Source organism: Photobacterium sp. ABD4_091 (assembly GCF_056160145.1).
In genome coordinates, this window is sequence record NZ_JBSWWQ010000001.1 from 2,615,402 (window position 1) to 2,638,927 (window position 23,526).

At 50.9% G+C, this 23,526-nt stretch carries 21 protein-coding genes; 11 read left to right on the forward strand and 10 right to left on the reverse strand.

Going from position 1 to position 23,526, the window contains the following annotated elements:
* Window positions 1-97 precede the first annotated feature (97 nt).
* Window positions 98-805, reverse strand: a complete 708-nt coding sequence (ubiG, locus tag ACXAGQ_RS12085) for a bifunctional 2-polyprenyl-6-hydroxyphenol methylase/3-demethylubiquinol 3-O-methyltransferase UbiG (RefSeq protein WP_475254088.1) — start codon at window positions 803-805, stop codon at window positions 98-100.
* Between the two features lie 327 nt (window positions 806-1,132).
* Window positions 1,133-1,279: a hypothetical protein gene (locus ACXAGQ_RS12090; protein ID WP_170114916.1), complete on the reverse strand. Its 147-nt coding sequence runs from the start codon at window positions 1,277-1,279 to the stop codon at window positions 1,133-1,135.
* Window positions 1,280-1,770: 491 nt separating this feature from the next.
* On the opposite strand from ACXAGQ_RS12090, the gene gyrA reads away from it, so the two are divergent.
* Window positions 1,771-4,404: a DNA topoisomerase (ATP-hydrolyzing) subunit A gene (gene gyrA, locus ACXAGQ_RS12095; protein WP_475254089.1), complete on the forward strand. Its 2,634-nt coding sequence runs from the start codon at window positions 1,771-1,773 to the stop codon at window positions 4,402-4,404.
* Window positions 4,405-4,599: 195 nt separating this feature from the next.
* Complete coding sequence (serC, locus tag ACXAGQ_RS12100; protein WP_475254090.1) at window positions 4,600-5,682, forward strand: 3-phosphoserine/phosphohydroxythreonine transaminase; 1,083 nt, start codon at window positions 4,600-4,602, stop codon at window positions 5,680-5,682.
* An 83-nt stretch (window positions 5,683-5,765) separates the two neighbouring features.
* Here serC and ACXAGQ_RS12105 read toward each other — a convergent pair whose 3' ends face one another.
* The 3 genes from ACXAGQ_RS12105 to ACXAGQ_RS12115 are packed head-to-tail and all read right to left on the reverse strand — an operon-like array spanning window position 5,766 to window position 8,221.
* Window positions 5,766-6,317, reverse strand: a complete 552-nt coding sequence (locus tag ACXAGQ_RS12105; RefSeq protein ID WP_475254091.1) for a lipocalin family protein — start codon at window positions 6,315-6,317, stop codon at window positions 5,766-5,768.
* Entirely contained in the window at window positions 6,307-7,581 is a 1,275-nt protein-coding gene (locus ACXAGQ_RS12110; RefSeq protein WP_475254092.1) for a sensor histidine kinase, read from the reverse strand. The genes ACXAGQ_RS12105 and ACXAGQ_RS12110 overlap by 11 nt, the downstream gene beginning before the upstream one ends.
* A complete protein-coding gene (locus ACXAGQ_RS12115) occupies window positions 7,553-8,221 on the reverse strand; it encodes a response regulator transcription factor (protein WP_475254093.1) in 669 nt (222 codons plus the stop codon). Before ACXAGQ_RS12115 ends, ACXAGQ_RS12110 begins: the two co-directional genes overlap by 29 nt.
* Window positions 8,222-8,326: 105 nt before the next feature.
* Here ACXAGQ_RS12115 and ACXAGQ_RS12120 point away from each other — a divergent pair, with 105 nt between their 5' ends.
* From ACXAGQ_RS12120 to ACXAGQ_RS12160, 9 genes are all read left to right on the forward strand, one after another.
* Window positions 8,327-9,595, forward strand: coding sequence for a DUF5666 domain-containing protein (locus ACXAGQ_RS12120; protein ID WP_475254094.1), 1,269 nt, complete (start codon window positions 8,327-8,329; stop codon window positions 9,593-9,595).
* Between the two features lie 153 nt (window positions 9,596-9,748).
* Window positions 9,749-11,029, forward strand: a complete 1,281-nt coding sequence (aroA, locus tag ACXAGQ_RS12125) for a 3-phosphoshikimate 1-carboxyvinyltransferase (protein WP_475254095.1) — start codon at window positions 9,749-9,751, stop codon at window positions 11,027-11,029.
* A gap of 218 nt (window positions 11,030-11,247) precedes the next feature.
* Window positions 11,248-11,931 carry a (d)CMP kinase gene (cmk, locus tag ACXAGQ_RS12130; RefSeq protein WP_475254096.1) on the forward strand — a complete coding sequence of 228 codons (684 nt, stop codon included), beginning with the start codon at window positions 11,248-11,250 and terminating at the stop codon, window positions 11,929-11,931.
* Window positions 11,932-12,031: 100 nt separating this feature from the next.
* Window positions 12,032-13,702, forward strand: a complete 1,671-nt coding sequence (gene rpsA / locus ACXAGQ_RS12135) for a 30S ribosomal protein S1 (protein WP_475254097.1) — start codon at window positions 12,032-12,034, stop codon at window positions 13,700-13,702.
* A 72-nt stretch (window positions 13,703-13,774) separates the two neighbouring features.
* Window positions 13,775-14,065 (forward strand): integration host factor subunit beta, encoded by a 291-nt coding sequence (ihfB, locus tag ACXAGQ_RS12140; RefSeq protein ID WP_036831776.1) that lies wholly within the window; start codon window positions 13,775-13,777, stop codon window positions 14,063-14,065.
* Window positions 14,066-14,262: 197 nt separating this feature from the next.
* Window positions 14,263-14,547: a LapA family protein gene (locus ACXAGQ_RS12145; RefSeq protein WP_475254098.1), complete on the forward strand. Its 285-nt coding sequence runs from the start codon at window positions 14,263-14,265 to the stop codon at window positions 14,545-14,547.
* A gap of 6 nt (window positions 14,548-14,553) precedes the next feature.
* Complete coding sequence (lapB, locus tag ACXAGQ_RS12150; protein ID WP_475254099.1) at window positions 14,554-15,723, forward strand: lipopolysaccharide assembly protein LapB; 1,170 nt, start codon at window positions 14,554-14,556, stop codon at window positions 15,721-15,723.
* A gap of 311 nt (window positions 15,724-16,034) precedes the next feature.
* Entirely contained in the window at window positions 16,035-16,730 is a 696-nt protein-coding gene (pyrF, locus tag ACXAGQ_RS12155) for an orotidine-5'-phosphate decarboxylase (RefSeq protein ID WP_475254100.1), read from the forward strand.
* 143 nt (window positions 16,731-16,873) lie between these two features.
* The gene (locus ACXAGQ_RS12160) at window positions 16,874-18,139 is read left to right on the forward strand and encodes an MgtC/SapB family protein (protein WP_475254101.1); all 1,266 of its coding nucleotides are present in this window, start codon (window positions 16,874-16,876) and stop codon (window positions 18,137-18,139) included.
* Between the two features lie 91 nt (window positions 18,140-18,230).
* Here the strand turns inward: ACXAGQ_RS12160 and ACXAGQ_RS12165 are convergent, their stop codons facing one another.
* Genes ACXAGQ_RS12165 through sapA form a run of 5 tightly spaced genes read right to left on the reverse strand, consistent with a single transcriptional unit; the run spans window position 18,231 to window position 23,519 of the window.
* On the reverse strand, window positions 18,231-19,055 hold the full coding sequence (locus ACXAGQ_RS12165) for a peptide ABC transporter ATP-binding protein (protein ID WP_475254102.1): 825 nt from the start codon (window positions 19,053-19,055) through the stop codon (window positions 18,231-18,233).
* Window positions 19,052-20,053 carry a peptide ABC transporter ATP-binding protein gene (locus tag ACXAGQ_RS12170; protein ID WP_475254103.1) on the reverse strand — a complete coding sequence of 334 codons (1,002 nt, stop codon included), beginning with the start codon at window positions 20,051-20,053 and terminating at the stop codon, window positions 19,052-19,054. Before ACXAGQ_RS12170 ends, ACXAGQ_RS12165 begins: the two co-directional genes overlap by 4 nt.
* A complete protein-coding gene (gene sapC / locus ACXAGQ_RS12175) occupies window positions 20,053-20,940 on the reverse strand; it encodes a putrescine export ABC transporter permease SapC (protein ID WP_475254104.1) in 888 nt (295 codons plus the stop codon). The genes ACXAGQ_RS12170 and sapC overlap by 1 nt, the downstream gene beginning before the upstream one ends.
* Window positions 20,927-21,889 carry an ABC transporter permease gene (locus ACXAGQ_RS12180; RefSeq protein WP_475254105.1) on the reverse strand — a complete coding sequence of 321 codons (963 nt, stop codon included), beginning with the start codon at window positions 21,887-21,889 and terminating at the stop codon, window positions 20,927-20,929. Before ACXAGQ_RS12180 ends, sapC begins: the two co-directional genes overlap by 14 nt.
* A 1-nt stretch (window position 21,890) precedes the next feature.
* Entirely contained in the window at window positions 21,891-23,519 is a 1,629-nt protein-coding gene (gene sapA, locus ACXAGQ_RS12185) for an ABC transporter substrate-binding protein SapA (protein WP_475254106.1), read from the reverse strand.
* Window positions 23,520-23,526: the final 7 nt, after the last annotated feature.

Here is a 23,526-nt window from a genome sequence, read left to right on the forward strand (position 1 = left end):
CTGAGCTAATCAACAAAAAGACCTCCTGTTGTTAGGAGGTCTTTTTTGTCGTCACCCGAGAGCTTTCTGGGGTAGGGGCTCTGGCGATGAGTCCGATTTATTGTTTGGTGGTATGGACGATATAGTTCACATCGACATTGCTGCCCAGCCAGTAGCGGTCGGTTAGCGGGTTGTAGTGCAGGCCGGTGATATGGCGGTCTTGCAACGGGGTGGCATCAATCATACCCAGCAGCTCGGACGGACGAATGAACTTCTCGTGGTCATGGGTGCCCTTGGGTACCAGCTTCATCACTTGCTCAGCACCGACAATGGCGAACAAGTATGATTTGAAATTGCGGTTCAGGGTCGAGAAGAATACATGACCGCCTGGCTTGACCATTTTGGCGCAGGAAGCGATGACAGATGCAGGGTCGGGTACGTGCTCCAGCATTTCCATGCAGGTCACGACATCATAGGTTTCAGGGTGCAGCTCGGCATGCTCTTCGGCAGTGCGCTGGACATATTCAAGCTTGGTACCGGTTTCCAGGGCATGCAGGCGGGCTACGGTCAAAGGTTCTTTACCCATATCAAGGCCAGTGACATCTGCACCTTCCACCGCCATGCTTTCGGCCAAAATGCCGCCGCCGCAGCCAACGTCCAGTACTTTTTTGCCAAACAGGCCCTCTGCTCTGTCAATGACATAGTTAAGGCGCAATGGGTTGATCTGGTGTAGCGGCTTGAACTCGCCTTCCAAGTCCCACCAACGGGATGCCATTTCTTCGAATTTGCTGATTTCTGCTGGGTCTACATTCAACTGCTTGGTCATGTATTTTTGCCATATTCCTTTCTGATAGCGGCATTATAACCCTAAGCCTTCATTAGGGGCAGGTATTAGCGATAATTTATTGGCTTGTTATGGTGGTGTTGTTGAAAAAGGGAGGGCTTGTCTACGCTTTTGGTTTCCCCTGTCGCTCTGAACAAAGAAGAGCGACAGAATAGGCAATGCGCTAGCTGATGAAAGAAGGAAAAACAGCGTTAAAAAGGGAAGTAAAAAGTTTTGCTGATCCTAAAAACAATTCAGGCTTAGGAGCTGTTTGCGTTATCTTCGCATTTCGCTTCTAAGCCTGGTAAACGTTCCGTGTTTGCATAGGATTTACTCAGCTGGTTCTATCATGGCTAGCTGCATTAAATCAGCCTGTGCACCGCCTGTGGTCATTGCAATACCTGCGATGATGAGCATTAGAAGGTATTTTCCGCCGATGATGCATACGCCTAAAGTGGTGATTACTCTGCCTAACATAATTGACCTCGCTTAACTGTTTAAGTAATGATTTTTGAAATCTTAGATTTTGTTCTTGCGGATTAATTGTACCTAAATGCATAAAAGCAAAATTGATAATGATCAGTTTTTTGTTCAGCTTTTAGTCAGAGTTATAAAGAAGTGGTGCAATTACGATCTTGCTCAATAATTTACAATTGGTTGCAATTTGTTCGGGTGGGAATCAAAACTAAGAAAAGTAATAAAAAACAAGCTTTGAACAAAAAACAGGCTGTCAGTAGGGTAATACTCAAATAAGGGCTTTCGATTTTTTCCGAATCCGCTAAATTACTCACAACATAATGGTGAAAGGTGTGCCTATCTGGGCTGAAATATGCTATATTCTCGCACCTTGCACGTATGGTACCAGACGTTATAGATAACGCCTTAGATTGGCTCTCAGCCCGTTTTAGCGCTAACTATGCCGTTTGGTATACGTATACGACAGAAATTACCTGAGGGATATTGGCTCCATGAGCGATCTTGCAAAAGAGATCACGCCCGTAAACATTGAAGAAGAGCTGAAAGGCTCGTATCTCGACTACGCGATGTCAGTTATCGTGGGTCGTGCTCTTCCTGATGTGCGTGATGGCCTTAAGCCGGTGCACCGTCGCGTTTTATTCGCGATGAACGTGCTGGGCAACGACTGGAATAAAGCATATAAAAAATCTGCCCGTGTGGTCGGTGACGTAATCGGTAAATATCACCCGCATGGTGATAGCGCAGTTTACGACACGATCGTACGTATGGCGCAACCTTTCTCTCTTCGCTACATGCTGGTAGATGGTCAGGGTAACTTCGGTTCGATTGACGGCGACTCCGCCGCGGCAATGCGTTATACCGAAGTCCGTATGGCCAAGATCGCCCATGAACTATTGGCTGATCTGGATAAAGAGACGGTAGATTACGTTCCTAACTATGACGGTACCGAGCAGATCCCTGCGGTACTGCCGACGAAGATCCCGAACCTGCTGGTTAACGGTTCATCGGGTATCGCCGTTGGTATGGCAACGAACATCCCACCTCACAACCTTGGTGAAGTGATCGATGGTTGCTTGGCTTATATCAATGATGAAGACATCACCATTGATCAGCTGATGGAATACATCCCGGGTCCAGACTTCCCGACTGCAGCGATGATCAGTGGCCGTAAGGGTATCGTTGATGCCTATAAGACCGGCCGCGGCAAGATCTACCTGCGTTCGAAGGCGGAAATTGAAGCTGACAAGAATGGTAAAGAGACCATTGTTGTTACTGAAATCCCATACCAGGTCAACAAAGCCCGTCTGATCGAAAAGATCGCCGAGCTAGTAAAAGACAAGAAGGTAGAAGGGATCAGTGCCCTGCGCGACGAATCTGACAAAGACGGTATGCGCATTGTTATCGAATGTAAGCGTGATGCTGTGGGCGAGGTGGTGCTGAACAACCTTTACGCACAAACTCAGCTTCAGACCACATTCGGTATCAACATGGTGGCACTGGATAACGGCCAGCCGAAGACCTTCAACCTGAAAGAAATGTTGAAGTGCTTCGTGAACCACCGCCGTGAAGTGGTGACTCGCCGTACTATCTATGAGCTACGCAAAGCCCGTGAACGTGCCCATATCCTTGAAGGTTTGGCACTGGCACTGGCTAACATCGATGAAATCATCGAGCTGATCAAAAAAGCGCCGACCCCGGCTGAAGCGAAAGCTGGCCTGGTTGCTCGCGGTTGGGATCTTGGCAACGTTGCTGCAATGCTTGAGCGTGCGGGCACAGATGCCGCTCGTCCGGAATGGCTGGAAGAGCAATACGGTATCCGTGACGGTCAGTACTACCTGACCGAACAGCAAGCACAAGCGATCCTGGACCTACGCCTGCACAAGCTGACGGGTCTAGAGCACGAGAAGATCCTTGGCGAATACAAAACGCTGCTTGAAGAAATCGCTGAGCTAATGCACATCCTTGCAAGCTCCGAGCGTTTGATGGAAGTGATCCGTGAAGAACTTGAACTGGTCAAAGAGCAGTTCAACGATGTTCGCCGCACTGAAATCACTGCAGCAAGCCACGATATCGACCTGGAAGACCTGATCAACCAGGAAGACGTGGTCGTAACCCTTTCTCACGAAGGTTACGTCAAATACCAGGTTCTGAGCGACTACGAAGCACAGCGCCGTGGTGGTAAAGGTAAAGCGGCAACGCGTATGAAGGATGAAGACTTCATCGAGCGTCTGCTGGTGGCCAATACCCACGATACGATTCTGTGTTTCTCAAGCCGCGGCCGTATGTACTGGCTGAAAGTGTACCAGCTACCGCTGGCAAGCCGTACCGCCCGTGGTAAGCCGATTGTCAATATCCTGCCGCTGGAAGAAGGTGAGCGCATTACCGCTATCCTGCCAGTGAAAGAATACGCAGCCGATAAGTTTATCTTCATGGCGACTGCTGACGGTACTGTTAAGAAGACCCCGCTGACTGACTTCAGCCGTCCTCGTAGCGCAGGTATCATTGCGGTGAACCTACGTGACGGTGACTCGCTGATCGGTGTGGATATCACTGAAGGCAGCGATGACATTATGCTGTTCTCGAAAGCCGGTAAGGTTGTTCGCTTCTCTGAAGAGCAGGTTCGTGGCATGGGCCGTACTGCGGCAGGTGTTCGCGGTATCAAACTGGCCGAGAGCGACAAAGTTGTTTCCTTGATTGTTCCGCACAATGAAGGTGACGTACTGACAGTAACCGAGAATGGTTACGGTAAGCGTACTGAGCTGGAAGAATACCCAGCGAAGAGCCGTGCGACCCAGGGTGTTGTTTCTATCAAAGTCTCCGATCGTAACGGCAGCGTTGTTGGTGCTGTTCAGGTTGAAGACGGCGACGAGTTCATGATGATCACCAATGGTGGTACGCTAGTTCGTACCCGTGTGGCAGAAGTGAGCCGTGTTGGCCGTAACACCCAAGGTGTGACTCTGATCCGTACAGCTGAAGACGAGCAGGTTGTTGGCTTGCAGCGTATCGATGAGCCGGAAGAAGACGAGTTTATCGAAGATGCGGAACTGGTCGAAGGTGAAGCTCCAGCAGAGGGCGAAACGCCAGCTGCTGACAGCGAAGCAGACAACTCTTCTGAGCAAGAATAACTAAATAGTTAGTTACTCTGATAAAAGCGCAGCCACTAGGCTGCGTTTTTTTATACCTGCAGATAACTACCGAGCCAAAGCCACACTAATTTCCCTTAACCTCTTTTCAGCACCGTAATAAAGGTGTAAAACAGACCTAAGTCACACTCTTTAGTCTCAACCTTATGTTTTTCCAGCAGGAGCACGTCTTACACCATGGACAACGTTTATAACTTTTGCGCCGGCCCAGCGATGATCCCGGCAGACGTATTGAAAAAGGCCCAACAAGAACTTGTTGATTGGAATGATCTTGGTACCTCGGTGATGGAAATCAGCCACCGTGGCAAGGAGTTCATTGCGGTGGCCAAACAGTCCGAGCAAGACCTGCGCGACCTGCTCTCCATCCCTGATAACTACCATGTCTTGTTCTGCCACGGCGGTGCACGTGCCCAGTTTGCCGCAGTGCCGATGAACTTGTTGGGTGATGCAGGCACTGCCGACTATATGGATGGTGGTTACTGGGCGCACAGCGCAGCTGCTGAAGCCGAGAAATACTGCCAGCCGAATGTGGTCGATATTACCTGTGAGCGCGATGGCAAGAAAGCGATTCTCCCTGCTGCCGAGTGGCCATTGTCTGATGAGGCTGCCTTTGTTCATTTCTGCCCGAATGAAACCATTGATGGCTTGGAGATCCGCGACCTGCCGGTAACGGATAAGCCGATTGTGGCTGATCTGTCATCGACTATCCTGTCTCGTCCGATTGATGTGTCGAAGTATGGTGTCATTTATGCTGGTGCCCAGAAAAATATCGGCCCTGCAGGTTTGACCATTGTTATCGTCCGTGATGACCTGCTGGGCAAGGCACAGTCTATCCTGCCAAGCATTCTGGATTACAGTGTTCAGGTGGATAAAGAATCAATGTATAACACGCCACCAACGTTTGCCTGGTATCTAGCAGGGGAAGTGTTCAAATGGCTCAAGGAGTTGGGTGGTGTGGAAGCGATGGAACAGCGCAATGTTGCCAAAGCCAACGTGCTGTATGACTACATTGACCAGTCAGACTTCTACCGCAACGACGTTCACTCGGACAACCGTTCCCTGATGAATGTGCCATTCCAGCTAAAGAACCCTGAGCTGGACGCCTTGTTCCTAGAGCAAGCAGATGCGGCCGGCCTGAAAGCACTCAAGGGCCACCGTGCCGTTGGCGGGATGCGCGCTTCAATCTACAACGCAATGCCGATTGAAGGTGTACAAGCATTGGTTGATTTCATGAAGCAGTTCGAGCAGGAAAATGCCTAACTAATCATTCTGTTTATTACAGTTTGAGCATGAAAAAGCCGCAGTATTGCGGCTTTTGTCATTTCAGGGCAGGCCTAGCATCATTATTGGTATCGAGACTGCTCCGGGTAGATCAGCTTGTCGGTTTCAAATCCTGCTTTTGCGGCAATGGCGACGTATCGGGAGATTTGTGCCTTATCGAGTTCCGGCTCCCTTGCCAGCAACCAGAGGTAGTCCGTGTTGTAACCGCTGACAAGGGCAACGGAATAGTCGGGTTCGAGGAAAAATACCACGTAGCTGCTGTAGAAGGGGCCGAAGAAAGACACCTTAAGGTGACCCTTGTTATCGTCATCGACAAACACGGCGTGCCCCTCGGCCTGCTGCCATTTTTGATCTTCGGTATCAAACCCGCGGTTGATAACCTTTACAGAGCCGTCATCATTGAGGCTGTAAACAGCACTGACATCGCTGAGCCCGCGCTCAAAACTGTGATCCAAGCGTGCAACCTCATACCAGGTGCCTAGGTAGCTATCAACATTGAAAGGAGAGACTGGCTTGACGGACTTCGGCATGCCGGTGCAGCCACTGAGAAAAGTGAGCGTTATCACCACTAACATATAAGCTTTGAGGTGTTTTAGATTCCTTTTATCCATCATTATTTTCTGTCCTTGCGTTGTCTGGCTGGCTGAATATTAATGTTGTTGTAAAGTGGGTATCACAGTCCTTAGTTGCAAAGTGCCACCCCATTTTTTCGCATATACGCTCGACGATAACCAATCCGCACCCATAGCCAGCGTTGTAGGTTTCATTGCCGTCGTGACGGTTGGCGATAGTGAGCTCATTGCCTGACAGCTGAATTTCAATATCTCCCACACTGTAGCTGAAAGCGTTTTTGATCAGGTTGTTCATGACGATATTGATAAAGCTTTCAGGGGAGGAAATGGTAGTGGGTGAATCAATATCGAGCACGTAGCTCGCATCTTGTTTAGCGAAGATCGGAGCCATCGCTGCAAGCTGTTGGCGAAGGTTATGTTCCAGCGGATAGCTGCCGAAGTGGTGCTGCTCAATATGCTCTTTGCCAAGTAGCAAGAAGGCTTCGGTGAGCTCGCGCATTTCGGCACTGGCATGCTGTAGGCGGTTGATCGCCTTGATGGCGACAGGCGGCTGGTTAGGCACTTTGCCAAGGAGCTCAGCAGACCCTTGAATGACCATGATTGGGGTTCTGAGTTCGTGCGAGGCGAAGCGGCTGAACTCGTGCTCGCGCTGGAAATAGCGGGCGATATTCACCTTGCTTTCATGCAGTGCCTGTTCGATTTCTCGGGTTTCTTTGTAATCAGTTTCAACTAAAAAGTCCGGTTGGTCAGGCGGCATATTGCGAATCTTGTGCTCGATGATCTCCAAGGGGCGGGAGACGCTCTTAACGAAATACCAGCTATATACCAGCACGGCGAGTGAGACTAAGCCACCTAGGCTAAATGTCATAAAGTGAAGGCGAGCCTCATACTCATCTAGGTAATCATCGGCATCATCCTGAAAGACGATATAAAATAGCCCATTACCTGACGGGTGGTCGGTTACAATAAAGTGTTTGTCTTCCTTGCCGAGCAGGTGTTCGTAAAAACCGGGCTCAGTATAGCCGGCTAGCCATGATGGAGGGTTTTCTTTGCTCCAGTAGCTGTAGAACTCTTTTTCATTGGGCGGCTGGGCTTGGTCGCCGAATTGTTGATAATCGCGGCTGTAGCGACTAGCCTCGGTATCTAGCCAGTGGTGAAGGCTGATAATTTCCAGTTCATTTTCTGCTAAATAAATGACCGACCAGAAAAGGGTAAACATAATCAGCGTCGGGATGCCGAAGCTCCAGCGAATTTTGCGGTAAATGCTGGGGTAGGGTTTAGCTTTTGATGCGGTAGCCTTGGCCATGGATAGTCTCTAGTCGTGTTTCAGCAAACCCTTTGTCTATGGCATTTCTTAGTCCGTAGACATGGCTGCGCAATGCATCACTGCCGGGAGCCTCGTCGCCCCAGATCGTATCAATAACTTCCTGTCTGGAAACGATAGCGGGGGCCTTTTTCATTAGCAGCGACAGTATCTTCTGTTGGATACGGCTCAGTTTGATGGGGTGGCCGGCGCGTAGCACTTCACCTGTTGCTTGGTTGATGGTGATGTCGGCAAAGCATAACAGGCCAATATCTTTGCGTGCACCACGGCAGGCAAGGGCTTGCAGCCTTAGGCATAGCTCTTCCATCGCAAAGGGTTTGACAAGGTAATCATCCCCACCGGCCTGGAACGCCGCGACTTTGTCTTCAAGGCTATCCTTGGCAGTCAGAAAGAGGATTGGGGTGTCACAGTATAACTCTTCGCGTATTTTCTTTACGGCTGAAATACCATCAATCTTTGGCATCATGATATCCATAATGATGACATCATAATGATTATCACTGATCAGTTGGATAGCTCCCAGGCCATGGTAGGCACAATCTATGGTATAGCCTTCAAGCTCAAGATAATCAGCCAGGGTTTCGGCAACATGATGGTTATCTTCGACAATCAGCACTTTCATATGACAGCGTATTTTCTCCTAAGTCATTTCTTCACGATTACTTCACGGTTGCGACTATAAGATACCGCCAGTTTTCATTTATGCACAATTAATCATAGGTAAGTTATGAAAAAAATGGCACTGGCTTCTCTTGTTGCAATGGCTTTATCGGGCTGTGGTGGAGGTTCAAGCTCTGGCAACTCAGCGGTGGAGGCTAAAACAGGTCGTCTTGACGGTCAGGTTGCCAACATTTCTCACGCAGAAAAGACTGTAACAGTTAACGGTTATGCCTTGCGTAGCGAAGGTGCGCCTGCGGTGTACCGCAACGGTGTGACGTTGCCTTTTTCTGAACTGGAAAACGGCATGCGAGTGCAAATCGAGGCAGAGAGTGGCTCGATTGAAACCATGAAACTGGATCCTTCCTTGACCGGTGTTGTCACTGTGATTAATGGCAGCCAATTCACGGTTAACGGTATCGAGCTGACATATTCTGACTTGGGCAGTATCACTGTCGGTGACTGGGTAATGGTAACGACTTTCCCGTTGGCTGACGGTTCGGTGGAAGTGGTTGCGGTCACGAAGGTGCCTGATCTTGGTTTTGTTGAAGTGGAAGGCCCGGTATCGCAGCTAGACACTACGGCTAATACGTTCAAGATTGGCACGGTAACCGTTGATTACAGTAATGCCGACGTTGATGACCGGGATGAACTGGCCGACGGGGCGTGGGTCGAAGTCTATGGTGATATGCGCGGTAATACCTTGATTGCCAATGAGGTTGACGTTGAAGATGACGTTGACTACGACGATACCGAAGTCGAAGGTGTGATTTCCTGGATCAATAACAGTTTGACCCAAATTGAGCTCAATGGCCGTTTGCGTATCGAGGTGGACGACAGAACTGAGTTCGATGATGGCCGCCGTGAAGACTTGGCATCCGGCCGCTGGGTTGAGGTCGAGATGGCGTACCGCTCTGGCCGTTTGATTGCGACTGAAATTGAATTTGAGGACGATGGTAATATCGTATCGGGTAAAGAATTTCAGGCCGTTGGCGAAGCCAATTACCAAGCGGGAATATTCACCATCAATGGTATTGAGATCGATATTGATCGCAATACGGAGTTCGATGATGGCCTGAACCACGATAACCTCGATAGCAGCTGGGTTGAGGTAGAAGGGCGCTACTTGGTCTCAGGCAGTAACTCTGGTCGTTATGTGGCGATCGAAATTGAACGCGAAGACCGTTTCGATGACGAAATAGAGCTTGAAGGCCTAGTAACTGGTGGCACCCTCTGGGGCTACCCAGCATCAGACAACTCATTGGGGAAATACGAAGGGCGCTGGGTCGACCTTGATTGTGACTTTGATGGTACCTACTTATCTGATTGCGATGATTAAGACTGGTCTGAAATAGCAATAAAAGCGCCGCTGGGCGCTTTTTATTGGTTGCATTAAAGGCGAGATAAGGCAGGTGAATTCAGTACTAGCGAACTGAGGCATTATTCGTTACTCTGCAAGGATTGCGACCAAACAGGATTAATGAAAAAACAGATGGAAAGTTTAACGTTACAGCCGATCAGTAAGATTAATGGCACCGTGAATCTGCCAGGTTCCAAAAGCGTCTCGAACCGAGCCCTGCTATTGGCGGCGTTAGCAAACGGCACCACCCGACTGACTAACCTCCTTGATAGTGATGATATCCGTCATATGCTAACAGCCCTGACCAAGCTGGGAGTGAGCTATCAACTGTCTGATGACAAAACCGTTTGTGAAGTAACTGGCCTAGGTGGCGCGTTCAAGCCTGTCGAGGCGATGGAGCTCTTCTTGGGCAATGCCGGCACAGCGATGCGCCCGTTGGCAGCGGCACTGTGCCTCGGCGAGGGCGAGTTTGTCCTAACTGGCGAGCCGCGGATGAAAGAGCGCCCAATCGGCCATTTGGTGGATGCGCTGCGAACCGCTGGCGCGGAAATCACCTACCTTGAGAATGACAACTACCCACCTCTTAAGATCAAAGGCACAGGCCTTAGAGGCGGCGAAGTGGAAATTGATGGTTCGATTTCGAGCCAGTTCCTTACCGCGTTCTTGATGTCGGCGCCGCTAGCCTCGGCAGATACGGTGATCCGCATTAAAGGTGAGCTGGTATCGAAGCCTTACATTGATATCACCCTGCACATCATGGCCCAGTTTGGTGTCGAGGTAGAAAACCGCGACTACCAGGAGTTTGTCGTGAAGGGCGGCCAGGCTTACCAGGCGCCGGGTGATTTCTTGGTCGAGGGGGATGCTTCCTCGGCGTCATACTTCCTTGCTGCTGCCGCAATTAAAGGCGGTGAAGTGAAAGTGACCGGCATTGGCAAGAAAAGTATCCAGGGTGATGTTCAGTTTGCTGATGCATTGGCGGCAATGGGCGCGGAAATTGAGTGGGGCGATGATTATGTGATTGCCCGCCACGGTGAGCTAAAAGCGGTTGACCTTGATTTTAACCATATCCCAGATGCGGCAATGACGATTGCCACCGCGGCGCTATTTGCCGAAGGGACGACGTCTATTCGCAATGTTTACAACTGGCGCGTGAAGGAAACTGACCGCTTGGCTGCTATGGCAACAGAGCTACGCAAAGTCGGTGCCGAGGTTGAGGAGGGTGAAGACTACATCACCATTACTCCGCCAGCACAACTTACCCACGCGGCCATCGACACCTATGATGACCACCGTATGGCGATGTGCTTCTCGCTGGTGGCGTTGAGCGATACACCGGTGACGATTAACGACCCGAAGTGTACCTCTAAAACCTTCCCGGATTACTTTGACAAATTGGCGCTCCTGAGCAACTAATTGTCTAAGTTGTCGATATATAAGAAAACCCGCCACCTGGCGGGTTTTGTCTTATATCCTTGTCAGTATTTGGCCCAAAGCCGGATTACTGATTGGTATCACAACTTTTTTCTCGTATAATATGCCCCCGTTTGAGAGTGGTAATAAGTATCGGTATGTCCAGGGCGGCGTGTCGATGGGTATTACTGCTTAGATTTAAACAAGTTTGGAGATTACCTATGTCTACTCACGCGCCAGTGATCACTGTCGATGGACCAAGCGGTGCCGGCAAAGGCACGCTATGCATGCTGTTGGCAGAAAAACTGGGCTGGAAGTTATTGGACTCCGGTGCTATCTACCGTGTTTTGGCCCTCGCGGCACTGCACCACGGTGTTGACCTTGAGTCTGAAGACGCGCTGGTCCCTTTGGCTGCTCACCTGGATGTGCAGTTTGTGGCTGAAGGCGAACTGGTAAAGGTGATTCTCGAAGGGGAAGACGTATCAGGTGAGCTTCGTAAGGAAGAAACCGGTATGGCAGCGTCTAAGGTAGCTGCTCTGCCGCGTGTTCGCGAGGCCCTGCTGCGCCGCCAGCGTGCGTTCAGCGAGGCTCCGGGTCTGGTTGCGGATGGCCGTGACATGGGCACCGTGGTGTTCCCGCAGGCAGAAGTCAAGTTCTTCCTTGATGCCAGTGCGGAAGAACGTGCGAATCGCCGCATGAAGCAGTTGCAACAGAAAGGGTTAGATGTTAACTTTGACCACCTTTTGAAAGAAATTCAGGAACGTGACGACCGAGACCGCAACCGTGCAGTCGCGCCGTTACGTCCCGCGGCTGATGCATTGGTGCTAGACTCTACAGAGATGTCTATCGATCAAGTCATCGAACAGGCATTGGCCCATATTGAAACGAAATTGTCAGCCGAATAATTCGGCATGATGGCGTCGGTGTCACGGATGATAACTGACTTTACTACCAACCCCATGCGGTAGGATACCCATGGTTGTTAATCACATTGAAGATTAAATAATGACTGAATCTTTTGCTCTACTTTTTGAAGAGTCTCTAAACGAACTAGAAACACGTCCAGGCGCGATCGTTAAAGGTACTGTTGTAGCTATCGAAAACGGTTACGTTCTAGTTGACGCAGGCCTTAAGTCTGAGTCTTCTATCCCTGCTGATGAATTCAAGAACGCTGCTGGCGAAATTGAAATCGAAGTTGGTGCTGAAGTTGACGTTGCACTAGACGCAGTTGAAGACGGCTTTGGTGAAACTAAACTTTCTCGCGAGAAAGCTAAGCGCCACGAAGCTTGGATCGTACTTGAGAAAGCTTACGAAGACGCTGAAACTGTTGTTGGTATCATCAACGGTAAAGTTAAGGGTGGCTTCACAGTTGAACTTAACGGCATCCGTGCGTTCCTACCAGGTTCTCTAGTAGACGTACGTCCAGTTCGTGACACTGCTCACCTAGAAAACAAAGAGCTAGAGTTCAAAGTAATCAAGCTAGACCAGAAGCGTAACAACGTAGTTGTTTCTCGTCGCGCAGTTATCGAATCTGAAAACAGCGTTGAGCGTGATGAACTTCTTGCTTCTCTACAGGAAGGCATGGAAGTTAAAGGTATCGTTAAGAACCTTACTGACTACGGTGCATTCGTTGACCTTGGTGGTGTTGATGGTCTTCTACACATCACTGACATGGCTTGGAAGCGCGTTAAGCACCCATCTGAAATCGTTAATGTTGGCGACGAGATCAACGTTAAAGTTCTTAAGTTCGACCGTGAGCGTACTCGCGTATCACTAGGTCTTAAGCAGCTAGGCGAAGATCCATGGGTAGCTATCGCTAAGCGTTACCCAGAAGGTACTAAGCTTTCTGGCCGCGTAACTAACCTAACTGACTACGGCTGCTTCGTTGAAATCGAAGAAGGCGTTGAAGGTCTTGTACACGTTTCTGAGATGGATTGGACTAACAAGAACATCCACCCATCTAAAGTTGTTAACGTGGGCGACGAAGTTGAAGTTATGGTTCTTGATATCGACGAAGAACGTCGTCGTATCAGCCTAGGTCTTAAGCAGTGTAAAGCTAACCCATGGCAGTCATTCGCAGAAATGCAAGCTAAGGGCGATCGCGTAACTGGTAAGATCAAGTCTATCACTGACTTCGGTATCTTCATCGGTCTTGAAGGCGGCATCGACGGTCTTGTTCACCTATCTGACATTTCTTGGAATGTTGCAGGTGAAGACGCAGTTCGTGACTTCAAGAAAGGCGACGAAATCTCTGCAGTTGTTCTAGCAGTTGACGCTGAGCGTGAGCGTATCTCTCTAGGTATCAAGCAGATCGAAGAAGACCCGTTCAACGGCTACGTTGCAGTTAACAAGAAAGGTGCTCTAGTTACTGGTACTGTTACTGCAGTTGACGCGAAAGGCGCAACTATCGAGCTAGCTGAAGGTGTTGAAGGTTACCTACGTGCTTCTGAAGCATCAGTTGACCGTGTTGAAGACGCAACTCTAGTTCTTTCTGTTGGCGATTCTGTTGAAGCTAAATTCACAGGCGTTGACCGTAAGAACCGCGTAATCAACCTATCTGTACGCGCTAAAGACGTTGCTGAAGAGCAAGAAGCTATGGCTAACCTGAACAAGCAAGATGATGCTTCTTTCGGTAACGCAATGGCTGACGCTTTCAAAGCGGCTAAAGGCGAATAATTGAGCTAGGGGGGATCACTTTTCCCCCCAAGCGGTTATACTATTGAGAAACATACTAAAAACGGAGTGTTTATGACAAAGTCTGAATTAATTGAAAGACTATGTAGTCAACAAACACATCTTTCTGCCAAACAGGTAGAAGATGCAATTAAGGAAATCCTTGAGCACATGGCGACAACGCTTGCTGATGGTGACCGAATCGAAATCCGTGGCTTTGGTAGCTTCTCTTTGCATTACCGCGCTCCACGTGTTGGTCGTAACCCTAAGACAGGTGACAAAGTTGAGCTGGACGGCAAGTACGTTCCTCACTTCAAGCCTGGCAAGGAATTGCGCGACCGTGTTAACCAGTCTATTGCTAGTTAACCGCGTTTAGAACAAAAAAACGGCATGCTGTTAAGTATGCCGTTTTTTTATGCGTATTGATCATGGTCTGATGAGGCAAAATCTTGCATAATCAGGCCATACCCGTCTGTGTTTATACCAGATGTTTTTCTGTTTTGGGGCTTTGCCTTTACCAGATAGGTATCATCTCCATTTCGTTCAAGTGAGAAGGATTCACGATGAAGATACTGACTGTACTTTTACTTGCTGCATGTTTCTTGGTTACCCTTGCGCTGGGTGCCCAAAATCAGCAGTTGGTTAACTTTGACTTTCTTCTAGCCCAGGGAGAATTCCAGCTTTCCACCTTGCTGGGTATTGCCTTCGGTTCCGGGTTTGTTATTGGTTGGCTGATCTGCGGCCTGCTTTACATTAAAACCCGTTTCACCAAAAACCGCCTGAGCAAGAAAGTACAAAAACAGCAACAAGAATTGGATCAGCTACGCGCCGAGCCAGTTAAGGAATAACATTTAATGCTAGAACTGTTGTTCCTGTTATTACCGATCGCCGCCGCCTACGGCTGGTACATGGGTAACAGGAGCGCTAGTAACAAGCAACAAGAGCAGTCTCACCATATGTCACGCCAGTACGTGACAGGCCTGAACCTGCTGTTATCGGACCAGTCCGATAAAGCAGTGGATGTGTTTATTGAGCTGCTCCAGGTTGATAGCGAAACCATCGATACACACCTGGCTTTGGGCAACCTGTTCCGAAGCCGGGGTGAAGTAGATCGTGCAATTCGCATCCACCAGAATTTAATTGCCCGCCCGAACCTAACTATTGACCAGCGTAACCTCGCTTTGCAGCAATTGGCGCAAGATTACATGGCCGCCGGTTTCTTTGATCGCGCCGAAAAAATCTTAGAGCAGTTGATTGATGAACCCGACCACCGTAAAGGTGCGCTGCAGCAGCTTCTGACCATCTACCAACAGACAAGGGAATGGGAAAAGGCAATTAACATTGCCAACCACCTGGTCAAGATGGGTAAGAGCAAGCTCAAGCATGATATTGCCCATTACTGGTGCGAAATGGCAATGCTTGAGATGAGCGCCCAGAATCCTGATAAAGCCAAGCAACTGCTCAAGAAGTCTTTATCGGCGGATAAAACCTGTGTCAGAGCCAGTATTATGCTGGCGAAGATCTTGATTGCCGAAGAAGAGTTCAAAGCAGCTGCCAAGCAATTGGAGCGCGTAGCCGAGCAGGATATCGAGTTTATCGGAGAGGCGCTGCCTCTGTTGCTGCAGTGCTACGAGGCGATGGACAATGAAACTGGCTGGCTCAAATACCTCCGCTACTGTGTTGAGCAAAAAGCCGGCTCGACGGCTGAGCTGATGCTGGCTGACGAGATCGCCAAGCGCGAAGGCCCAACCATGGCCCAGTCTTTTATGACCCGGCAATTGCAGAAGAACCCTACGATGAAGGGCTTTTACCAGTTGATGGACTATCATCTGGATGAGGCTGAGGATGGCAGGGCGAAAGATAGCTTGACCACGTTGCGTGGCTTGGTGGGCGAGCAGTTGAAAATGAAGCCGCATTACCGTTGTCGCCAATGCGGTTTTGCTACCCACTCCCTGTATTGGCAGTGCCCATCTTGTAAGGGCTGGGGCTCCATTAAGCCCATCCGCGGCTTGGACGGCGAATAAGCATCAGATAAAGTTTCAAATTGCCTCTAAAAGCCCGCTTGAATAACAAGCGGGCTTTTTTTGTATGTAAACTTTGCCATTTTGCCCCCAAAATAGAGAGAAGGTTTATTACGGCGGTTTTACCTATACGGAAAAATGAGAAAAAAATATTCTCGCCATGTTAATCGTTTGGCTGGCCTCGTTAACTGTCGCTTTTGGCTATTTGGTGTCAACTATCAATTAATGCTCGATAAAAAACGATTTTGCTGTACAATCCTGAGCGCGCTCAGCAAGCTGGGCTAGTTTGACCTTATGACTAAGCAGGAGATGCCATGTTAGATCCAAAAGTAATTGTCGCTCTCGACTACCCAAGCCAAGACGAGGCACTAGCCTTTGTTGACCGGATTGAACCGGGAAGTTGCCGATTGAAAGTTGGCAAAGAGATGTTTACTTTTTTTGGCCCTGACTTTGTGCGTAAACTGCATGATCGGGGCCATTCTGTATTTCTTGATTTGAAATTCCATGATATTCCAAACACTTGTTCCCGCGCTGTGGCTGCAGCGGCCGATCTGGGTGTGTGGATGGTGAATGTCCACGCCAGCGGCGGAGAGCGCATGATGACGGCATCACGGGAAATCCTTGAGCCGTTTGGCAAAGATCGCCCGTTGCTGATTGGTGTGACGGTTTTGACCAGTATGGAAGCCTCAGATCTGCAAGGTATTGGCATCACGGCAGAGCCTAAAGAGCATGTTTTGAACCTTGCGCGCCTAACCAAAAACAGCGGCCTTGATGGGGTAGTGTGCTCGGCACATGAATCAACCATGCTGAAGACTGAGCTAGGCAGCGAGTTTAAGCTGGTTACCCCAGGCATTCGCCCTGCTGGTAGCGCAGCAGGAGACCAGCGCCGCGTGATGACACCAGTAGAAGCGGTACAAGCTGGTTCTGATTACTTGGTGATTGGCCGGCCTATCACTAAAGCGGCTGATCCGGCTGCTGTCTTGGCTGAAATCAACAAGACGCTAGCCTAAGCGCCAGCTAATAAGTCCCCATTAAGAACAGGTCCTCATTGAGGGCCTGTTTTTTATGTCTTTCAAAATCGTGACAAACCAGACAGTTAGCTTTTGAACTCAAGCCTATACTAGAAGTAGGAAAGTGTGTTCTGGTGACTGAGATGGACTCTGAGCTTGCGTTAACTTCCCCTTATATCCGGCTTGGCATTGCCTTGCTGCTTGGTGCCATTATCGGTATCCAGCGTGGCTGGGTTGAGCGCAACGAAGCCGCCGGGAGCCGGATTGCGGGTATTCGAACCTACTCGCTGGTCGGCTTGCTCGGTGGGATTTGCGGCCTGCTGGCCGAGCTATTTTCCGAACTCTTCCTAGGCTTGTCTTTCGTTGCCCTGGCCATTGTGCTGACGGTGGCCTATTCGCACCGGCTCAAATGGCAAACCAACCTCAGTATCACCGGTTTGGTGGGAGCTTTAATCACTTTCCTTCTCGGCGCGCTGGCGATTGTCGGGGAGCCAGCCTTAGCAATTTCTGCTGCGGTGATCACCGCTATTATCCTTGATAATAAACAAGAGCTGCACAATGCACTGCAACGATTGCAGGAGTATGAGCTTGATGCCGCGCTGCGGCTGCTGCTTATCTCGGTTGTACTGCTCCCGTTGCTGCCCAATGAGCCGATGGGGCCATGGGGCGCGATAAACCCCTATGAAATTTGGTGGATGGTGGTGTTGATTGCCGGGATCTCTTTTGTCGGCTATTTCGCCATGAAAATTGGCGGGGCGCAAAAGGGGATCCTGCTTACCTGCCTATTTGCCGGGCTCAGCTCTTCGACGGCGCTAACCCTGCAGTTTTCCCACCTGTCAAAGCAACAGCCCCAGCTCAATGGCTTGCTCGCAAGCGGGATCCTGCTGAGCTGCGGTACTATGTTCCCTCGTATCCTCTTCGTTTGCTCGGTGGTTAACCGGTATCTGGTTGAGTTGCTGTGGCTGCCGATGTTGCTAATGATGGTTGGCTTTTATGTGCCTGCATGGTGGATATGGCAGCGAAACAAGGTCAAGGGGGAAACGAACCCTGAGTTGAAGCAAAACCCGCTGGCACTGACTTCGGCGCTAGGCTTTGGGGCTATTCTGATGCTGATTATCTTGCTGGCAAACGGCCTGCAGGAGTGGTTTGGTGATGCGGGAACCTTAGCGCTGGCAGCGATTTCGGGGATCACAGATGTCGATGCCATTACCCTTGCCCTGGGGAGGCAGAGTGCTGGGGGCGAGATGCTTACCCTGGCAGCGATGGGTATTTTTATTGCGGCAGCAGTCAATAGTCTGGTGAAGATGGGGATGGCCTGGTTCATTGGTGAGCAGGGCCTGCGCAAGTTTGTCGCCTTGCCCATTATTGGCGCGGTGACGCTAGGTGGCTTGGCTGTGGCACTGGTTTGAGCAACAAGGGTTTTGGGTTGTGGGCAGACAAATATGGTTATACAGATAAAAAAAACGGGCAGTTAGCCCGTTTTTTTAATGCCTTACTCTATTAGCATTCGATTTTTGGCGTTGCCCTGCTGATCCGGTTGCTTCGGTCATGGGATGGTGCCGAGAAGTGGCTGTCGAGCAGCTTCTGGGTCAGCGCATGCTGCGGGCTGCTAAATACCTCATCGGTTTTGCCCTGCTCGACGATTTCGCCATGCTGCATCACAATGACTCTGTCCGAGAAATGCTTGATCACCCCCATATGCTGGGATACGTATATATACGACAGCCCCATCTCTTCTTGTAGCTCTAGCAACAGGTTGATGATTTGCGAGCGCATAGACATATCCAGTCCGTTGAGCGCCTCGTCGGCAACGATGATACAAGGCTGGAGGATCAATGCCCGGGCAAGGGAGACGCGCTGCTTCTGGCCGGTCGCGAGCATTTGCGGATAGAAGTAAGCGTGCTCGGGCAGCAAGCCCACACGCTTGAGGGTTTCCATTATCCGGCGTTCGCGGGCTTGCGGCGTCATATTGGTATTACGCTTGAGCGGCCCTTCGAGGATCTTGCCGATTTGGATCCGCGGGTTGAGTGAGGTGTTGGGATCTTGGAAGATCATTCTGATCAGCTTGCATCGTGTTTGGTAGTCGCGGTGAGCAAGGGGCTCGCCGTTTACCCGGATAACGCCTTCGGTAGGCTCTACCACGCCAGCGAGCATGCGTGCCAGGGTTGATTTACCTGAACCGTTCTCCCCCATAAAAGCGATGGTTTCGCCTGCCTCCAGGCTGAATGAGACCGGTTTTACGGCCTCTATGGTCCGGCGGCGGAATAGCCCTGAGCGGTAGTGGTAGTCTTTTTTCAGGTTCTCGACTTCAAGTAACGCACTCATTTGGTATTACTCTCCATGTTCAGCGGAAAGTGGCAGCTGAACTTGTGATTCTTGATTTTTTTGCGCTTAGGTACTTCGACACATTTACGCTGGGCGTGCGGGCAGCGGGGACCGAGACGGCAGCCGATCGGCAAATGCTGTAGCGGCGGGATCGACCCCGGCAAGGTTTCGAGTTTGCTTTTGTGGGTAAGCTGATCGAGGTTGAAGTCCGGCATGGCCCGTAGAAGTGCTTCGGTATACGGGTGGTGGGGGGACTCCAACAACTGCTGGCGGTTGGCTGATTCAACCGACTGGCCGCAGTACATTACCGTGATCCTGTCTGCCCATTGGGTCACCGTGGTTAAATCATGGCTGACCAGCAGGATTGTGGTGTTGCCGAGCTGGTTCATCCGGCTGAGCAAGCGGAAAATCTGTGCCTGGGTGATGGGATCCAGATCGTTGGTTGGCTCATCGGCGATTAACAGGCGAGGGCGGTTGGCGATGGCCATGGCAATCATAACCTTTTGGCACTCGCCATCAGTCAGTTCATAAGGGTAGCTGCGCATTACGCGGCGGTGATCCTTGATACCGACCTTGTGCAGCAGGGCAATGGCCTGCTTCTGGCGCCAGTGGAAACGCTGCCAGAAATACCCGTCGAATGACGATGACGGGATGGCCTCCTCCAGCTGCTCACCGACTTTTTCTGACGGGTCGAGGCAGGATGACGGCTCCTGGAAAATCATGGCTATCTCGCGCCCGACCACGCGGCGGCGTTCTCGCGGAGACAGGGCAAGCAGATCAATATCCCCTAAGCGGAGACGGTCTGCACTGACTCGCCAGTTGCTTTTGGTAACACCGGCAATGGCTTTGGCGACCAAGCTCTTACCCGAGCCGGATTCACCCACTAGGCCACGGATCTCGCCTTCGTTGATGGTCAGGCTCATGCGCTCTACCGCTTTGACCATGCCCTGGGGGGTGTCGATTTCAATGGTCAGGTTACGAATATCTAATAGTGGCATCAGTCAATCCCCGCATTAATCGCTTGGCGGAGTCCTTCTCCTACTAAGTTTACAACCAAAACACTGAAGGTAATGGCCAGTCCCGGTAAGGTCACCGTCCACGGAGCAAGATAGATCAGCTCGATGGAATCGCCCAGCATCGCCCCCCATTCCGGCATAGGTGCCTGGGCACCGAGGCCGAGGAAACCCAATGCTGCAATGTCGAGGATGGCGATAGAAATCGCCCGGGTGAACTCATTGGTCAGCACCGTCAAGATATTGGGCAAAATGGAGTTGTACAGCAGATAGAAATCGTTGGCGCCATCAAGGCGTGCCGCCATGATATAGTCTTTTTCCACCTCGTTGTGTACCGCTGTATAGACTGCACGGATGAATCGCGGGATCAATGCCAGCCAAATAGCCAGCAGTATGTTGGTTTCCCCCGGCCCCATGTAAGCGACAACGATGATCGCCAGAAGCAGGGAAGGGATAGATAGCACGGTGTCCAAGACGTGGTTGAGGAAGCTGGATTTCAAGCCCCGGGTCATACCGGCCAACACACCGATCAAAATTCCGATAGCAGCTGAAGCCAATGCAACCAGCACGGCATAGCCGAATGTCAGGCGAGAGCCGAGCAGCAAGCGGCTAAGCATATCCCGGCCGAGGTCATCTGTACCGAAGAAGTACTCAACCTTGCCTGCGGTATCCCAGGATGGCGGCATCAGCAACTCACCCACTTGGCTGAACGCATCATAGGGTGTTAGCCAAGGTGCCAGCAAAGTAATGATCGTCAGCAGTACCAGGCACCACAGTCCGAACATCGCCAGGGAGTTGTTTTTGAAGTTCTGCCAAGCCCTCTCAAGCTGGGTCGGGATCTTGGTTTCCTGGTAGATGTTATTTGATAGCATACCATTCCTTCCGTACCAGTGGATTGACAAAGGCACCGGTCAGATCCGACAAGATGTTGGCAATCAGGATAAAGCTACCCACGGTGATCACACCTGCCTGGATAGCGACGTAGTTCTGGGTTGAGATGGCATCAAGCAACCAGCGGCCGATCCCCGGCCAGTTGAAGATAGATTCTGTCAGCATCGCGAAGGTCATCATGGTCGAAAATTGCATCCCCAGCTTCGGGATAATCGGCGGAATAGCATTTCTCAGCACATGCCTGGTAATGATTTCAAACATCGACAAGCCCTTGGTTTGGGCGACCTTGATAAAGTTTTGCTCCATGACATCCGACACTGATGCCCGGGTCAGGCGGATCACCTCGGTGGTCGGAGCCATTGCCAGTACCACGGTTGGTAGCACGAGGTGCTTGATGGTGTCCATCAGGGCTTCGGCGCGGTAAGGCTTGTCAGACAGCATCACATCAATAAGGGCAACGCCGGTGACATGGTCAATCTCATACAGCAAGCTGTATCGACCTGAAACCGGCAGCCAGCCGAGTTTTAGCGAGAACAGCATGATCAGCAGCATAGCCAGCCAGAATAGCGGGATGGAGTAGCCGACCAGGGTAATCGACGAGATGGCGGTATCAATGTATTTACCGCGTTTGACACCGGCAAGGGTTCCTACCGGAATACCGATGAGCAGTGATAGCACAAAGGCGAAGAAGCTGAGCTCGAGGGTGGCTGGGAAGACCTTCAATACCTCATTGACGACCGGCTCGCCCTGGAGGTTCAACCCCAGGTGGCCGGACATCAAATTGTCGAGGTAGATAGCCCAGCCTGAGAAAAAGGGTTGTGAGCTCCACAGCGAAGCACTGTCCAGGCGCAAGATACTGTAGCCGATCAGGGTCAAGATCAGCAGGGTAATGAGGAAAAGGTTGAGCCTACGGATGGTATAGATAAACATATTAGATCTCGCCCCGGCGGAAGACTGTCGAGAAGGAGCGGGTGCCAAACGGGCTCATTTGTAAACCCTCTAAGGATTTATGGTGAACCTGGAAATGGACGCCATGGGCCAGCGGTACAATAGGTACCTCGGTGTCGAGTATATCCTGAGCAAGGTGGTAGTAATTGAGTCGCTGGTTCAGTTTCGGCGTGCGTGATGCTAACTCCAGCAGGTTGTCGAAGCTGAGGTTGCACCAGTTCGCCACATTCAGGCCGGCTTGCTTGGCATCGCAGGAGAGCAGCGGGCGCAGAAAGTTATCCGGATCGCCGTTATCTGCCACCCAACCAGTGAGGATCAAGTCACTGTTGTACTTGTCGATGGCACTGAATCGGCTGACTGTATCTTGGGTAATGATATCGACTTTTACCCCGACCGCATTGAGATCTGCTTGGATCAGCTCGGCGGTTTTTCTCGGACTTGGATTGTAAGGGCGTGGCTCTAGCGGCACCCACAAGGTCAGGCTAAGGTTTTTCTCAAAGCCAGCCTCCTTGAGCAAGGTGCGGGCTTTTGCCGGGTCGTAATCCAGAGCCTGGCTGCCGTGGTTATAGGCCCATGACATCGGCGGTAGGATGCTGCGTGCCTTGGTACCAGTGCCGTAGTAAACCGAGTTGAGCAGGTTCTCGCGGTTGATTGCGTGGTTGATGGCTTTGCGCACACGCACATCGCTGAGCTCTGGCTGGTTGTTATCCAGCGCCAAGAAAGCCACATTCATACCGGTTTGGGCATTGAGGTTGAAGTCTTCGTCGGCACTGATGATAGGGAGCTGGCTGGCAACAGGGGATGACAGCACATCACACTCGTGGCTCAGCAACTTAGCCAGCGTTCCGGTACCGCGGCTGGCAATATCGAACACCACTTGCTCCATCGGTGCAACGCCCAGCCAGTAGCCCTCATGGCGGTTTAGCCGGACAAAGTCGTTGGCTTGGTAGCTGTCCAAGTAAAACGGCCCAGTACCGACAGGGAGGGAGTCCAATTGATCGGGCTTACCTGCCCGCAGGGCTTGCTCGGCGTATTCCTGCGAGTGGATCACGGCATAGGTTGTGGCCAGGTTAGACAGGAAAGCATTGTCAGGGCGGCTGAGGGTGAATTTTACCGTAAGCGGGTCAACGATCTCGACATCTTCAATAAGATGGGTGAAGCCCTGGCTGTCGAACCATGGGTAGCGCCCACCGGAGACGGCATGGAATGGGTGATCAGGCGTAATAACTCGCTTGAAACTAAACACCACATCCTGGGCATTGAGCTGGCGTGTCGGGGTAAACCAGTCGGTAGTCTGAAACTCGATACCCTCCCGAAGGGTAAAGGTATACACCAGGCCGTCATCACTGATAGTCCAACCACTTGCCAGCGATGGCAGCGGCTGGTGGCTGACGGGATCAAGCATAAGCAGGCGGTCGAAAAGTTGTGCAGCCAGAGTATCAGCTGTCAGTCCGCCATCGATTAACTGTGGGTTAAAGGTTGCTGGCTTATCTTGTCCGCAATAGACGAAGCCGCGGCTGCGAATATTGCTATCCTGCTGCGGGTCATCACTACAGCCAATCAGGCCGGCAAGGCTGACGCACACTAGCAAAAGACGAGTATAGGCGCTCATAGGATAA

Bases quoted from the DNA above. Each gene is read 5' to 3' on its own strand.
- ACXAGQ_RS12110 (WP_475254092.1), bottom strand. From the start codon at position 7,581: ATGGCCAAGGCTACCGCATCAAAAGCTAAACCCTACCCCAGCATTTAC.
- ACXAGQ_RS12115 (WP_475254093.1), bottom strand. From the start codon at position 8,221: ATGAAAGTGCTGATTGTCGAAGATAACCATCATGTTGCCGAAACCCTG.
- ACXAGQ_RS12105 (WP_475254091.1), bottom strand. From the start codon at position 6,317: ATGATGGATAAAAGGAATCTAAAACACCTCAAAGCTTATATGTTAGTG.
- gyrA (WP_475254089.1), top strand. From the start codon at position 1,771: ATGAGCGATCTTGCAAAAGAGATCACGCCCGTAAACATTGAAGAAGAG.
- cmk (WP_475254096.1), top strand. From the start codon at position 11,248: ATGTCTACTCACGCGCCAGTGATCACTGTCGATGGACCAAGCGGTGCC.
- ACXAGQ_RS12170 (WP_475254103.1), bottom strand. From the start codon at position 20,053: ATGCCACTATTAGATATTCGTAACCTGACCATTGAAATCGACACCCCC.
- aroA (WP_475254095.1), top strand. From the start codon at position 9,749: ATGGAAAGTTTAACGTTACAGCCGATCAGTAAGATTAATGGCACCGTG.
- ACXAGQ_RS12145 (WP_475254098.1), top strand. From the start codon at position 14,263: ATGAAGATACTGACTGTACTTTTACTTGCTGCATGTTTCTTGGTTACC.
- serC (WP_475254090.1), top strand. From the start codon at position 4,600: ATGGACAACGTTTATAACTTTTGCGCCGGCCCAGCGATGATCCCGGCA.
- sapC (WP_475254104.1), bottom strand. From the start codon at position 20,940: ATGCTATCAAATAACATCTACCAGGAAACCAAGATCCCGACCCAGCTT.
- ACXAGQ_RS12090 (WP_170114916.1), bottom strand. From the start codon at position 1,279: ATGTTAGGCAGAGTAATCACCACTTTAGGCGTATGCATCATCGGCGGA.
- ubiG (WP_475254088.1), bottom strand. From the start codon at position 805: ATGACCAAGCAGTTGAATGTAGACCCAGCAGAAATCAGCAAATTCGAA.
- ACXAGQ_RS12165 (WP_475254102.1), bottom strand. From the start codon at position 19,055: ATGAGTGCGTTACTTGAAGTCGAGAACCTGAAAAAAGACTACCACTAC.
- ACXAGQ_RS12160 (WP_475254101.1), top strand. From the start codon at position 16,874: ATGGACTCTGAGCTTGCGTTAACTTCCCCTTATATCCGGCTTGGCATT.
- lapB (WP_475254099.1), top strand. From the start codon at position 14,554: ATGCTAGAACTGTTGTTCCTGTTATTACCGATCGCCGCCGCCTACGGC.
- rpsA (WP_475254097.1), top strand. From the start codon at position 12,032: ATGACTGAATCTTTTGCTCTACTTTTTGAAGAGTCTCTAAACGAACTA.
- ACXAGQ_RS12120 (WP_475254094.1), top strand. From the start codon at position 8,327: ATGAAAAAAATGGCACTGGCTTCTCTTGTTGCAATGGCTTTATCGGGC.
- ACXAGQ_RS12180 (WP_475254105.1), bottom strand. From the start codon at position 21,889: ATGTTTATCTATACCATCCGTAGGCTCAACCTTTTCCTCATTACCCTG.
- sapA (WP_475254106.1), bottom strand. From the start codon at position 23,519: ATGAGCGCCTATACTCGTCTTTTGCTAGTGTGCGTCAGCCTTGCCGGC.
- pyrF (WP_475254100.1), top strand. From the start codon at position 16,035: ATGTTAGATCCAAAAGTAATTGTCGCTCTCGACTACCCAAGCCAAGAC.
- ihfB (WP_036831776.1), top strand. From the start codon at position 13,775: ATGACAAAGTCTGAATTAATTGAAAGACTATGTAGTCAACAAACACAT.